This is a genomic window from Rathayibacter sp. PhB179 (assembly GCF_004345345.1).
Taxonomy (GTDB): Bacteria; Actinomycetota; Actinomycetes; order Actinomycetales; family Microbacteriaceae; genus Rathayibacter; species Rathayibacter festucae.
The window spans coordinates 157,716-169,911 of the sequence record NZ_SLVD01000005.1 but is presented as its reverse complement, the minus strand read 5'-3'; the positions used below and the strand labels follow the sequence as shown (position 1 = coordinate 169,911).

Sequence of the window (12,196 nt, the reverse complement as noted above, 5' to 3'; positions counted from 1 at the left end):
TCGAGCGCCGCGCGTCGCCGTCCGCCCGGGCGGCGCGCAGGCCCTACCGTGGGTGGTCGGTTCCGGGGAGGGCGACGTGCGCAGTGCAGTGGTGAAGGACGAGGTCCGCAGGCGGACGCCGCTGCGGGATCCGGACACCTCGTCGCGCGCGATGATGACCCGCCGCGCCTGGTGGCTGCTCGGGATCGGCCTGTTGATCCCCGGGTCCGCGCAGGTGCTCGCGGGGTCGCGGCGACTCGGTCGCGTCGGCCTGGCCGCGACCCTGCTGCTCTGGTCGGTCGTGCTCGTGCTGCTGCTGGCGCTTCTCGTCGTCCCGTCGCTCGTCTTCTCGGTCGCCGCGCTCGACGGGACGCTGGCCGTCCTGCAGGTCGTCCTGGTCGCCTGCGCCGCGCTCTGGCTCGTGCTCACCCTCGACACCCTCAGGCTGACCCGGCTCGTCAAGCTCCGGCCGCGCGCCCGCGTCGCGCTCGGGGTGGCGACGGCGCTCGCGCTGCTCGTCTCGGTCGGAACGGCGGGCTACGGCGGCCACCTCGTCGGGATCTCCCGTGGGCTGCTGTCGACGGTGTTCGGCGACGGGCCGGTGGCCGCGCCGGTCGACGGCCGCTACAACGTCCTGCTGCTGGGTGGCGACGCCGGCGAGGACCGCGCGGGGCTCCGCCCGGACAGCATCTCGGTCGCCTCGATCGACACGGCGACCGGAGCGGCGACGGTCATCGGCCTGCCGCGGAACCTCCGGAACGTGCCCTTCCCCGAGGACTCGCCGATGCACGACCTCTACCCCGACGGCTACCTGTGGCGGGGCTGCAACGTCGATCCCTGCATGCTCAACTCCATCCACACGGAGGTCGAGCTGAAGAGCCCCGAGCTCTACCCGGACGCGGTGGCCGACGGCAGCTCCCCCGGCATCGAGGCGATGCGCGACGCCGTCGAGGGCGCGCTGGGGCTGCCGATCCAGTACTACGCCTTCGTCGACATGCAGGGCTTCGCGAGCCTGATCGACGCGCTCGGCGGCATCGACGTCGACTACACCGGCGACGGCGACCTCCCCTTCGGCGGCGTCCTCGACGAGACCACCGGCGAGCTGGTCGGCGTGAACGCCTGGCTCACCCCCGGGGAGCACCACCTCGACGGCAGCAACGCGCTGGCCTACGCCCGTTCCCGCTACGGCTCGGCCGGCGGCGACTACGACCGGATGGTCCGCCAGCGCGAGGTGCAGGGCGCGATCCTCGCCCGCCTCTCCCCGGTGAACGTGCTGCTGCAGTTCCAGGGGATCGCGGACGCCGGCGCGCGCGTCGTCCGCACGGACATCCCGCAGGGCGCGCTGGGCGGCTTCCTCCAGCTCGCGCTCCGGACCCGCTCGCAGCCGATCGGCTCGGTCGAGCTGACGCCCCCGGCGGTCGACCCCGAGCACCCGGACTACGACGCGATCCACGCGTCGGTCGCCGAGGCGCTCACAGGCGGCTGACCCGCCCGCGTCCGGGGGACGCGCCGCGGAGAGCGGCTGAGCCGCGGAGCCGCGGAAAGTCGACGAGCGCGATGTCGCGGGGTCGCGGTAGCGTCGACAGCGGGGTCAGCCCTCACCAGAGAACGGGAGAACGCCGTGAACGCCGTGAAAGCCGTGATCCATCGCCTCCGATCCCTCGCCGCAGCGCTGCGGAGCGCCGTCTCGAGGACTCCGGCCGAGCTGCCGGTCGACCCCTTCGGCGAGCCGCCGCGGGCGCCGCACGATCCGCACGCCTACCGGTCGGAGGCGTGGAAGGCGCCGTCGCCGTCCACGCTGAACTTCCACTGACCGTCGGAACTCGATCGTGCGAGGGACGTGCGGCGCACTGGCGGTCGCCTCCGCGGTCGCGCTGCTGCTCTCCGGGTGCTCCTCGGAGCCGGAGCCGGTGCTCGTCGGAGCCACGGGCGACCTGCACGTGAGCCCCGACGGCGGCATGCTGTTCTGCGAATCGGTCATCGACACCGGCTTCGGCACGGACTGCCGCGACGGCGTCCCGACGGCAGGGATCGACCGGGCGTCTCTCGCTGGCACGCCCGGCGACACGGTCGTCCTCTCCCCCCGGGGCGAGCGGTCGACCTCCCCCGGTGGCCTCGTGCGCACCCTCGAGGACGGCACCCGGGTGTACTCGCTCTTCCTCGTCGGCACGAGGGACGCCGACGTCTTCACCGTCTCCTCGATCGGGACCGCAGACCACACCCTCCCCGACGAGTACCGGAAGCCGGACGTCGACGTCCCCGGCGGCTTCCTCGTCCCGGTGGTCCCGACGGGCTGACCGTCCGGGCCGGGCGAGCGCGGCGGGACCGAGCCGCGCGCCATGAGGGCACTGCGCCATGATCGAGTCATGGTCGCGTCGGTCGAGGTCGTCACCCGCTCGGAGCGGTCGGTCGAGGACCTGTTCGACCGCGCGCGGAGCATCGACCTGCACACGGAGTCGCAGGCCGCGGCCGGTGAGCGGGCGGTCGGCGGAGTCGTCAGCGGCCGGATCGGCCTCGGCGAGGAGGTGACCTGGCAGGCCCGGCACTTCGGAGTCCGCCTGCGGCTGACCAGCCGGATCACCGCCTTCGACGCGCCGCACTCCTTCACGGACGAGCAGACCCGCGGCCCGTTCCGCTCCTTCCGGCACGAGCACCGCTTCGAGCCGGACGGCAGCGGCTCGGTGATGACCGACCGGCTCACCTTCCGCGCGCCCTTCGGCGTCCTCGGCCGGGTCGCCGAGCGGCTCGTCCTCGCGCGCCACCTGCGCCGGCTGCTCGAGGAGCGCGGCGCGTTCCTCGCGGCCTCGCCCGCTCCGGGAGACGACCGGCGCTCGTGACGGCCGCCCGATACTCCTGCCGTTGGAGTATGGTGTCGCCCGTGCCCGAGGAGATGCGAGAGACGACCTTCTGGATCCTGACCGCGCTCGCTCTCGGGCGCCGCCACGGCTACGCGCTGCTGCAGGAGATCGAGGAGCAGTCGGAGGGCCGCGTGCGGCTGCGGGTGACCACGCTCTACGCGGCGCTCGAGCGGCTGGGGTCGGCGGGTCTGATCGCCCCCGACGGCGATGAGCGGGTCACCGGCCGGGTGCGCCGCTACTTCCGGCTGACGGACAGCGGCCGATCCGCACTCGGCGGGGAGGTCGCCCGGATGGAGGCGAGCGCCGTGCGGGCGCGGATCAACCTCGGGCTCTCGCCGTCCGCCGCGCTCTGACCCGACCACCCGACGAAGGAGAACGGCATGACGACGAACGAGGACGCGCGGCGCACCGACCGCTTCCGCCGCGCGCTGCGCTGGTACCCGGCCGCCTGGCGCGACGAGCACGGCGAGGTCCTGCTGGGCATCCTGCTCGACGAGGCCGACGACCGCGGGCACCGCGGCCCGGGCATCGGGCAGCGGATCACTCTCGCGGTCGGCGGTCTGCGCCACCGCCTCCGATCCGCTCCCGGGCGCTCTTCGTCGACGATCGTCCCCCTCGCCCTCGCCACGGCGTTCTTCGTCTTCTACGCCGTCGTCAACTGGTCCCCCGGTGTCAGCTACCCCGGTGCGATCGGACCGTTCACCAACCCCTCCTTCCTCGCCGGGGCGCTCTTCGCGATCGCCCTCGGCCTCGCCCTCGCCGCCCGGACCGGCGCCGCCCGGGTCACCGCCCTGCTCGCCTCCGCCACGGAGTTGAGCATCGCGCTCGTCGCTGCGGCGGCCGGCTGGCTCGGTCCCGACCTGTCGACTGCGGGTCCGGTGGCGGTGCTCGGGGTCCTCGCGGTCGTGCCCTGGCGCGGTCGGGTGGCGGCCGTGATGTCGGTCCTCCTGCTGGTCGGCCTGTCGGCGCTGCTGACCGCCGTCGACGCCCTCGGTGCGACGGTGCTCATGGATGTGCCGGCCGCCCGGGTCGTCCTGCCGCTCCCCGTCATCGCCGCCGTGCTGCTCGCACTCGCCCTGGCCGCCCGCCGCGCCACCCTCCTGGAGCGGAGTCTCCCCCGCGGCGTCTGGGCGTGACGCGCGAGGCGTCCCCGAACGGTCGAGGCAGCCCGTTCCTGCGGGACGTCTCGACCGTTCCGGGACGCCTCGTGGAGGCGTGACGGCTGACGGCGGACCGACCCGCGGCAGGGGTGCCCCGGCAGGGAGTCCCAGCCGTGCGCCCGGCGCTCCTAGCCTGGGCGGACCCGAGGAGAGGACGACGACATGGACCTGGACCCGGACCTGGACCTGGACCTGGACGACCTGATCGCCGCGTTCGACGCGCGGCGGACGATCGAGGGCGGCTCCCCGCTGTACGCCGTTCTGCACGCGGCGAGCCAGGAGGCGCTGCGCATCACCGGCGAGCTGAACAGCGGCTACCACCCGCCGGAGCGCGTGCGGGAGCTGCTCGCGGAGCTGACCGGCCGGCCGATCGACGAGTCGGTGACCCTCTTCCCGCCGCTGCGCGCCGACTTCGGCCGCAACCTCCGGATCGGCGCCCGGGTCTTCATCAACTCCGGCTGCGCCTTCCAGGACCAGGGCGGCATCACGATCGGCGACGACTGCCTCATCGGGCACGACGTCGTCTTCGCGACCCTGAACCACGACCTCGATCCGGCGCGACGCGGCGACCTGCACCCCGCCCCGATCGTCGTCGGCTCCAACGTCTGGATCGGCGCGAAAGCCGTCCTGCTCGCCGGCGTCACGGTCGGCGACGACGCGGTGGTCGCCGCCGCCGCGGTCGTCACGAAGGACGTCCCGGCGGGAGCGGTCGTCGTCGGCGCCCCGGCCCGTGTCGTCCGGAACGTGCGGGAGGCCGGCGCGGATGCGACGGCCTGAGGGCCCGCCCGCGGCCGGTTCCGCGCGTCACTCCGACGGGACGGCGCAGGTCTCCTCGGCGGCGGTCTGCCCGGGGGCGTCGAGCGGTTCCGGAGCGGGCTCCGCGGCGGCGGGGTCGGTCGCCGCAGGAGCGGAGGTGCCAGCCACGACCGGCGGAGCGGGCTGCTCCTCCGCGGGCGTCGACGCGAGCACGACCGGCTCGTCGTTCAGAACCTTCGCCATCAGCTCGCCGCCGAGCACCGTGTCCGGCAGGACCTTGCCCGGCCGGTCCGGGTCGTCCAGCGCCGGGTACTGCACGAACACCATCTGCGCGAGGTCGACGTCCTTGAGGGCCAGCGCGAGCGAGATCATCGTCGACGGGTTCGTCAGCGTGGTGGAGAGGTGCACGTTCGAGGACACCGCCTGCGCGAGTCCGTAGAGCGCGGGCACGTTCGACAGCGTGTCCGCCGAGCGGACCGTGCGCATCAGCGAGGCCAGGTACTGCTGCTGCGAGGAGATCCGGCTGAGGTCGCTCTCGTCGCCGACGCCGTGCCGGGTGCGGAGGAACGCGAGCGCGGTCGCTCCCGAGACGGTGCTCGTGCCGGCGGGGAGGTCGAGCCCGGAGTCGGTGTCGCGGATCGGCCCGGTGAGGCAGATCGGCACTCCCCCGACGGCGTTGCTCATCTCGATGACGCCGTTGAAGGAGACCCAGCCCGCGTACGGCACGGTCAGGCCGGTGAACCGCTGCACCGTGTCGTTGACGCAGGAGAGCCCGCCGGCCTCGAACGCGGAGTTCAGCGGGACGTCGGCGGTCGCCTCCGTGACCTCGCCGGTCTCCGGATCGGTGCAGGCCGGGCGGTCCAGGACGAGGTCGCGCGGGAAGCTGATCACCGTGGCGCTGCGGTGGTCGGCGGAGACGTGCAGCAGGATCGTGACGTCGTTGAGCGTGCCGTCGCGGACCCCGAAGGCGTCGCCCTGCACCGCGTCGTTGTCGGTGCCCACGATGAGGACGTTGAAGCCGCCCTCGATCGCACCCAGCTGTGCGGCGCGCGGCTCCGCGGAGGGCGCGATCCCGAGGTCGACCGCGTTGCCCGCGACGTTGCTCGTGATGCTCGCGGTCGCGATCCCGACCAGGCAGGCGCCGCTCACCGCGAGGACCGCGACGGCGGCCGCAGCGCCGCGGAGCAGAGTCCGAACGCCCGAGCGCGGCCTGAGCCGTCCGTGCCGTGCGCCACCCGTCGTCGCCATCCGTCCCCGCCACCCCCGCAGCTCGTGCCGCCGTCCGCGCGGCGCCCGGGCCAGTGTACGGAAGCGCCTCGACCGGGAGCGGACGGCGTCGCGCCGGGTAGCCTTCCCCGGTGACGACTCCGACCGCAGCGCTCGATCTCGGCTACGCACGCCTGGCGGTCGGCGCCTGGGGCCTCGTGCACGCGGCACTCGCCGCAGTCCTGGTGCCGTTCGCGCTCCTGGGCACCACGTCCGCGATCGACCCGGGCATCGACAGCTGGAAGGACCTGCGCGTGCTGTCGCCCGCGGTGCAGTGGGCCGTGCTCGGCGCGTGGCTGCCCGTGCTGATCACGCCCGTCGTCGGGTTCGCGGTGGTCCGGCGGCTCGCGAGACCGCTGCGCTGGTGGTGGGTGACGCCCGCGATCGGAGTCCTCGCGACGCTCGTCCTGCACTTCCTGCCGTACCTCTTCTTCACCGCCCCTACGCCGGCGATCGGCGGCTAGCGGCACCGCCTGTGCCACCGCCTGTGCCACCGTCTGTGCCACCGTCGCCCGGTACGCTCGTCAGCGGATCCGAGAGGGAGGCGACCGGTGCTGGAGACGATCCTGGAGGCTCTCTCCCTCATCACGCTCCCGCTGGGGCTGCTGTTCCTGTTCGCGGCGTTCGTGGGGCTGCTGATCGACGGGCGGTGGTCGACGACGACCGCCTACCTCGAGGACGGTCCGCCGCGCGCGCTGCACTGGGTCACCCGTGCGGGCGAGGTGCGCTCACGGCCGCTCGCCGTCGACGACCCGCTGACGCCGGTCGGCTCGGACCAGCGCGAGGTCTACTACCGCGAGGAGGACCCGGAGCGGATCCGGCTGCACCGGCGCGCGGATCCGGTGCGGGCGCTGCGACTGACCGGCCTGATCCTGGTCGGCACCGGCGCGGTCTGCGGGATCCTGTCGACGGTGCTCGCGATCCTCGGGAGCTGAGGCCGCGCCGGTGTGCTCGGCTCACGTGCGCCGGACTCACGTGCGCCGGACTCGGGTGCGCCGAGCAAAGGTGCGCCGGGCTCAGGCCTCGGGACGCCGCTCGTCGTCGATCGCGCGGCGGTGCGCCTCGTCCTCGCGATCGAGGGCGGCGGCGCTCGCCGGAGTGATGACTCCGGCCCGCCTCAGCGCGCTCGTCACCGCCGCCCGGACGACGAAGTAGACCGCGACGAGGACGAGCGCGAACCAGAAGAGGTTGATCACGAGGCCGGTGAGCAGGGCTCCGAAGCTGGGTTCCATGCCCTCCACGCTAACCACCGAGTCCGTCCGGAGCCGAGTGTGCCCACCCCTGAAGTCGCGGCGATCCGCCGATCGACCCGTCACGAACGGCTCCCTCGGCACGTCGGCGAGAGCCGTTCGCGACGGATCGACCGCCGACGGGGTGCGCTGCGGAGCCTCAGCGCCAGTGCGCGAGCGTCGCCTCCATCAGCAGGCGGGCCCGGGAGAGCTGCCCGCGGACCACGGTCGCGCTGACGCCGAGCTCGGCGCCGATGTCGTCGTAGCTGCGCTGCTGCAGCTGGCGGAGCTCCCAGCAGCGGCGCTGCAGCTCGGGCATCCGGCCGAGCACGGCGCGCGCCTCGGCGACGAGCGCCGAGCGCTCCGACACCGCGGTCGGGCAGTGGTCGAACGACTCGGGCAAGTTCTGCTCCAGCTCGGCGTGGTTCTGGTGGTCGCTCGAGCGCAGCCGGTCGTAGCAGCGCCGGCGCACCGTGGTCAGCAGCCAGCCGACGATCGTCTCCCCGTCGATCACGCTGTCCATGTGCGTCCAGGCGGCGAGGAACGTCTCCTGCACCACGTCGTCCGCCTCGCTCGAGGCGCGGAGGATGCGCAGCGCCGTCGCGCGCAGCAGAGAAGTGTGCCGGCGGACGATCTCGGCGAACGCGCCGTCGTCGCCCGAGGCCGAGCGGATGACGAGCATCCGGTCGGAGTCGGGCGGGAGCAGCGGCAGCGCGGGCGCGAGGACGGCGCGCGAGCGGCGGGCGGCAGCGGTGCCGGCGGTGGGGGCGGTGCCGGTGGCGGTGGCGAGCATGCGGGCTCCGGTCGTGAGGTTGATGTGTACGCATGATTCGGAGCAGACCTGGGAGCGGATGGCGGGAAGGGCCGCTCTGGCGCGACAGGACGGCCGGAACGTCGCCACATCAACGATTCTGAGCACCTGCGCAGCCGCTGCCGGTGTGGCGTCCGTTGTTGCCGGTCGAGCAGCCCGGAGGGGCGTATCTCCTTGGCAGAGGCGCTCGCACACATGCTGGTCGAGTAGCCCCGGAGGGGCGTATCGAGACCCACCGTCGCCAGCAGGGCAGCCTGCAGACCCGCCTTCCGACGCTGGTGGATGTCGATACACCCGCTCCGCGGTCCACTCGATCAGCAATGGAGGCGCCCACTCGCGCCGGGTGCGGCACGCCCGGGATCGCCTACCGCGACTTCCGCGGCGAGGTGGTGCCCTGGTGACGGCGGTGCGGTGCCGGTCCTGCGGTACCGGTCCTGCGGTAGCGGTCCTCCGGTAGCGGTCCTGCGGTGCCGGTCCACCGGTAGCGCTCCTCCGGAGCCGGTCCTCCGGTGACGGTGGTCTTCCGTACGCTCGGGGGGTGCCCTCTCCTCGACCCTTCCAGCAGCGACTCCTCCGGCAGCTCGTCGGCACGCTGAGCGGCCAGCGCCCCGCCGCGCCGGTGAGCCGGCGCTCGCAGCGCGCCGTCCTCGCCGAGCAGACCGTGCGCGGCGTGCTCGAGCTGGCGGTGCGGCTCGGCGAGACCCTGCTCTCGCTGGGGTCCGCGGCCGCGGAGGTCACCGAGACCATCGAGCGGGTCTGCCGCGCCTACGGCATCGAGGTGCAGGTCGACCTCACCTTCACCTCGATCCTGGTCGTGCACGACGGCAGCGAGGACTCGCCCAGCGTGAGCGTGCTGCGCGTCGTCGCCTCCCGCAGCGCCGACTACGAGCGGCTCGCCCGCGTGACGACGCTGGTCACCGCGATCACCGACGGCTCCCCCGAGGTCCGGGTCGCCGACACCGTCGACTCGTCGACCGCGCGCGACCAGGCCCGGCAGCAGTTCGAGGACGCGCACGAGCGGCTCGACGCGATCCTCGTCCAGCCGCACCGCTACCGGCGGAGCGTCGTGACGCTCACCCTCGCGGTGATGGCCGCGGGCGTCGCGATCCTGCTCGGCGGCGGGCCGCTCATCGTCCTCCTCGCCGCGCTCACGACCGCCGCGATCGACGGCGTCAACCAGCTGCTCGGCCGCTGGGGGCTGCCCGCCTTCTTCCAGCAGATCGCCGGAGCCGCGCTCGCGACCGGAGTCGCGGTGCTGCTGCTCGCGGTCGTGCCGCAGCTGCCGGTCGAGTTCGCCGTGCTGCCGCCGGCACTGGTGGTCGCCTCCGGAGTCGTCGTGCTGCTCGCCGGGCTCTCCTTCGTCGGAGCGGCGGACGACGCCATCAACGGCTTCCCGATCACGGCCGGCGGCCGGCTGCTCGAGGTCGGGCTGCTGACGCTCGGCATCGTCGTCGGCATCGCCGCCGTGCTCGACGGCGCGCGCACCCTCGGCGTCGAGCTGGTGCTGGTCGACTCCTACGCCCGCCCCTGGCCCGCGAGCGTGCAGGTGCTCGGCGCCGGCATCGCCGCGGGCGCCTGGGCACTCTCGTCGCACACGCCCCCGCGGCCGGCGCTCGTCGCCGCTCTCACCGGCGCGGGAGCGTGGGTCGCCTCCGACGCGCTGAGCGGGCTGGGCGCCGCGCCGCTGCTCGCCAGCGCCGTGCCCGCGATCGTGATCGGCCTGCTCGGCGAGACCCTGGCCGAGCGCTGGCGCGTGCCCGCCGTGGTGACCACCGCCTGCGGCATCGTGCCGCTGCTCCCCGGCCTCACCCTCTACCGCGGCGTGCTCGACCTCACGTCCGGCCGTGGCCCCGAGGGCGGGATCGAGCTGCTGCTCCAGGCGGGCATGATCGCGATCGGGCTCGCGGGCGGCGTCACCCTCGGCCGCATCGCGTACCGGCGGCTGCGCACTCCGGTCGTCCGCGCGGTGGCGCCGGTCCGGGCGCGCCGCTCCCCGCATCCGGAGTCGGCGCCGACCGCCGAGGAGCCGCTCGCGCGGACGGGCACGATGCCGATCATCAGCACGATCGGGGTGACCGAGCCGACGGAGGACGACCTCGCCGGAGGGGCCGCGGCGGCGAAGGACTGACGCCCGACGGCAGTGGGCGGCGTCACTCGCTGTCGATGCGGCCGATCTCGCGCCCGTCCTCGCGGAACGCCGCCCGCGCCGCCGACCAGCTGCTCACGTCGACGCCGAGCGCCGTGCGGAGGTAGGCCGTGGTCAGCTGCTGGATCGTGGAGAGTCGCGCGGGATCCGCGTCCGTCGTCTCGGCGACCTCCTCGCCGACGATGCCGCCGAGCGAGTGCTCGCCGCCGTGCAGGGTGAGCAGGTCGGTCGCGCCCGGGCTCTGCGTGTAGGCGTCGGTGAACCAGTCCGGCCCGCGCCGGGAGAGCCGCGACTGATCGCGGTCGCCCGCGACGACGAGGGTCGGCGAGCTCAGCTGCGCGAAGGAGGGGCGGAGGAAGGGGAAGGCCGCCTGCGCGAACGGCTCGAGGTCGTCGCCGGCGACGCCTGTCGCGGCGAGGAGGACGCCGGCGCGCACCCGGCGGTCGGAGCGGTCCGGGCTGAGCGAGCCGTCCTCTCCGACGATGCGGGCGCCGAGCAGCGTCTGCGCCGTCTGCGCGCCCCAGGAGTGCCCGGCGACGGCGATGCGGCTCGAGTCGACCCGGCCGGCGAGTCCGGGCACGGCCGCCTCGAGGACGTCGAGCCGGTCGAGAACGCGGGTGAGATCGGCGATCCGCTCCTCCCAGATCGTCGGGAAGACGGGATGGTCGAAGCCGAAGCCATGACGCCTCGAGTCCAGATGCGTCGGCTGGATCACGACGAAGCCGCGCGAGGCCCAGTACGCGGTGAGCGGCGCGTAGCCGTCGTGGTTCCAGCCGTTTCCGTGTGAGAAGAGCACGACGGGGAGGTCCGTGCCGGTCGTCGGGGCGGAGATCCGCACGGTGAGCGGGACGGGGCGGCCCGGAGCGTCGAGCTCGACGGGGGCGACCGAGACGACGGGGACTGCTTCGGGGAGTACTTCTGGGAGAGAAGTGGGGACGGTGCTGGTCATGCTGGTGCCTTCCGGTTCGCGCTCTGCGATACTGCTTATCGGAGCGACGTTCCGCAACGATACGGAGCGCTGTTCCGTTAAGCAAGCGGAGCGTTCGGAGGAGGAGCAGCAGTGACGGATCATGGCGGCGCCGGCCCGGCGGTCCCCCGCGTCGGCCGACCCCGGCGCGACTCGCAGGCCCTGCTCGACGCGGCCGCCGCGGTCTTCGTCGAGTCCGGCGTCGACGCCCCGGTCCGCGAGATCGCGACGCGCGCCGGCGTGGGCACGGGCACGATCTACCGGCACTTCCCCACCCGGGCCGACCTCGTGGTCGCCGTCTACCGGCACCAGGTCGAGGCCTGCGCCGAGGCCGGGCCGCGACTCCTCGCCGAGAGCGACTCCCCCGAGGCGGCGCTCCGGGAGTGGCTGGCGCTGTTCGTCGACTTCCTGGTCACCAAGCACGGGCTGCCGGATGCGCTGCAGGGCGACGGCGCCGGCTCGGACGCCCTGCACGCCTTCTTCGTCGATCGGCTGGTGCCGGTCTGCGCGACGCTGCTCGAGGCGGCGATCGCGCCGAACGCCCCGCCGGTCGACGCGTACGGCCTGCTGCGCGGCATCGGCAATCTCTGCATCGGCGGCGCGGGCGACCCGCGCTACGACACGGACGCCCTCGTGCAGCTGCTCGTCACCGGTGTCCTGGCGCGCGGCGGGTCCTGAGACGCGCGCTCCGAGGCGCGGCACCCTCAGTCGCCGAAGCGGGTCTCCTTGTGCGGGGCGCCGGTGCGGTCGTAGGTGGTCCAGACTCCGACCTGGCGCCCGCGATCGAACGAGCCGCTCCGCAACCGGGTGCCGTCCAGGCGGAACCACTCCCAGTAGCCGTGCAGCTCGCCGTCGAGCGTGGCGCCGCGAGCGCGGAGGCTGCCGTCGCGGTGCAGGACGTCCTGCGGTTCCGGGTCGGTCATCGGTCTCCTCCGCGGTCGTGCTGTCGCATGCCGCATCGTCGCACGCCGGATCGTCGCACGCCGGATCGTCGCATGCCGCATCGTCGCACGCCGGATCGTCG

At 74.0% G+C, this 12,196-nt stretch carries 16 protein-coding genes; 11 read left to right on the top strand and 5 right to left on the bottom strand.

The window, feature by feature from the left end:
• Positions 1-76: 76 nt before the first annotated feature.
• The 7 genes from EDF43_RS12195 (at position 77) to EDF43_RS12165 (ending at position 4,774) form a co-directional block, all read left to right on the top strand.
• On the top strand, positions 77-1,465 hold the full coding sequence (locus tag EDF43_RS12195; RefSeq protein ID WP_243646301.1) for an LCP family protein: 1,389 nt from the start codon (positions 77-79) through the stop codon (positions 1,463-1,465).
• A 135-nt stretch (positions 1,466-1,600) separates the two neighbouring features.
• Positions 1,601-1,792, top strand: coding sequence for a hypothetical protein (locus EDF43_RS12190; RefSeq protein WP_123737118.1), 192 nt, complete (start codon positions 1,601-1,603; stop codon positions 1,790-1,792).
• A 16-nt stretch (positions 1,793-1,808) separates the two neighbouring features.
• On the top strand, positions 1,809-2,276 hold the full coding sequence (locus EDF43_RS12185; protein WP_132437127.1) for a hypothetical protein: 468 nt from the start codon (positions 1,809-1,811) through the stop codon (positions 2,274-2,276).
• A 69-nt stretch (positions 2,277-2,345) separates the two neighbouring features.
• Positions 2,346-2,816 carry an SRPBCC family protein gene (locus EDF43_RS12180; protein WP_123737120.1) on the top strand — a complete coding sequence of 157 codons (471 nt, stop codon included), beginning with the start codon at positions 2,346-2,348 and terminating at the stop codon, positions 2,814-2,816.
• 41 nt (positions 2,817-2,857) lie between these two features.
• Positions 2,858-3,190: a PadR family transcriptional regulator gene (locus EDF43_RS12175; RefSeq protein ID WP_243646300.1), complete on the top strand. Its 333-nt coding sequence runs from the start codon at positions 2,858-2,860 to the stop codon at positions 3,188-3,190.
• Positions 3,191-3,217: 27 nt separating this feature from the next.
• The gene (locus EDF43_RS12170) at positions 3,218-3,973 is read left to right on the top strand and encodes a hypothetical protein (RefSeq protein WP_132437126.1); all 756 of its coding nucleotides are present in this window, start codon (positions 3,218-3,220) and stop codon (positions 3,971-3,973) included.
• Positions 3,974-4,159: 186 nt separating this feature from the next.
• A complete protein-coding gene (locus tag EDF43_RS12165; protein ID WP_243646299.1) occupies positions 4,160-4,774 on the top strand; it encodes a DapH/DapD/GlmU-related protein in 615 nt (204 codons plus the stop codon).
• Between the two features lie 27 nt (positions 4,775-4,801).
• Here EDF43_RS12165 and EDF43_RS12160 read toward each other — a convergent pair whose 3' ends face one another.
• The gene (locus EDF43_RS12160) at positions 4,802-5,902 is read right to left on the bottom strand and encodes an LCP family protein (protein WP_243646298.1); all 1,101 of its coding nucleotides are present in this window, start codon (positions 5,900-5,902) and stop codon (positions 4,802-4,804) included.
• A 209-nt stretch (positions 5,903-6,111) separates the two neighbouring features.
• Between EDF43_RS12160 and EDF43_RS12155 the strand changes: the two genes are divergently transcribed.
• On the top strand, positions 6,112-6,483 hold the full coding sequence (locus EDF43_RS12155; RefSeq protein WP_132437124.1) for a hypothetical protein: 372 nt from the start codon (positions 6,112-6,114) through the stop codon (positions 6,481-6,483).
• An 87-nt stretch (positions 6,484-6,570) separates the two neighbouring features.
• A complete protein-coding gene (locus tag EDF43_RS12150) occupies positions 6,571-6,954 on the top strand; it encodes a hypothetical protein (protein WP_123737123.1) in 384 nt (127 codons plus the stop codon).
• 81 nt (positions 6,955-7,035) lie between these two features.
• Here EDF43_RS12150 and EDF43_RS12145 read toward each other — a convergent pair whose 3' ends face one another.
• On the bottom strand, positions 7,036-7,251 hold the full coding sequence (locus tag EDF43_RS12145; RefSeq protein WP_123445935.1) for a hypothetical protein: 216 nt from the start codon (positions 7,249-7,251) through the stop codon (positions 7,036-7,038).
• Positions 7,252-7,408: 157 nt separating this feature from the next.
• Positions 7,409-8,041, bottom strand: coding sequence for an RNA polymerase sigma factor (locus tag EDF43_RS12140; protein WP_132437123.1), 633 nt, complete (start codon positions 8,039-8,041; stop codon positions 7,409-7,411).
• Between the two features lie 556 nt (positions 8,042-8,597).
• Here EDF43_RS12140 and EDF43_RS12135 point away from each other — a divergent pair.
• Complete coding sequence (locus tag EDF43_RS12135; protein ID WP_132437122.1) at positions 8,598-10,187, top strand: threonine/serine exporter family protein; 1,590 nt, start codon at positions 8,598-8,600, stop codon at positions 10,185-10,187.
• 22 nt (positions 10,188-10,209) lie between these two features.
• On the opposite strand, the gene EDF43_RS12130 is transcribed toward EDF43_RS12135, so the two are convergent.
• Positions 10,210-11,154: an alpha/beta fold hydrolase gene (locus EDF43_RS12130; RefSeq protein ID WP_132437121.1), complete on the bottom strand. Its 945-nt coding sequence runs from the start codon at positions 11,152-11,154 to the stop codon at positions 10,210-10,212.
• A gap of 111 nt (positions 11,155-11,265) precedes the next feature.
• On the opposite strand from EDF43_RS12130, the gene EDF43_RS12125 reads away from it, so the two are divergent.
• On the top strand, positions 11,266-11,850 hold the full coding sequence (locus EDF43_RS12125; RefSeq protein ID WP_132437120.1) for a TetR/AcrR family transcriptional regulator: 585 nt from the start codon (positions 11,266-11,268) through the stop codon (positions 11,848-11,850).
• Positions 11,851-11,876: 26 nt separating this feature from the next.
• Here the strand turns inward: EDF43_RS12125 and EDF43_RS12120 are convergent, their stop codons facing one another.
• On the bottom strand, positions 11,877-12,095 hold the full coding sequence (locus EDF43_RS12120) for a hypothetical protein (RefSeq protein ID WP_123737128.1): 219 nt from the start codon (positions 12,093-12,095) through the stop codon (positions 11,877-11,879).
• Positions 12,096-12,196 lie beyond the last annotated feature (101 nt).

Bases quoted from the DNA above. Each gene is read 5' to 3' on its own strand.
- EDF43_RS12170 (WP_132437126.1), top strand. From the start codon at position 3,218: ATGACGACGAACGAGGACGCGCGGCGCACCGACCGCTTCCGCCGCGCG.
- EDF43_RS12165 (WP_243646299.1), top strand. From the start codon at position 4,160: ATGGACCTGGACCCGGACCTGGACCTGGACCTGGACGACCTGATCGCC.
- EDF43_RS12140 (WP_132437123.1), bottom strand. From the start codon at position 8,041: ATGCTCGCCACCGCCACCGGCACCGCCCCCACCGCCGGCACCGCTGCC.
- EDF43_RS12130 (WP_132437121.1), bottom strand. From the start codon at position 11,154: ATGACCAGCACCGTCCCCACTTCTCTCCCAGAAGTACTCCCCGAAGCA.
- EDF43_RS12145 (WP_123445935.1), bottom strand. From the start codon at position 7,251: ATGGAACCCAGCTTCGGAGCCCTGCTCACCGGCCTCGTGATCAACCTC.
- EDF43_RS12120 (WP_123737128.1), bottom strand. From the start codon at position 12,095: ATGACCGACCCGGAACCGCAGGACGTCCTGCACCGCGACGGCAGCCTC.
- EDF43_RS12180 (WP_123737120.1), top strand. From the start codon at position 2,346: ATGGTCGCGTCGGTCGAGGTCGTCACCCGCTCGGAGCGGTCGGTCGAG.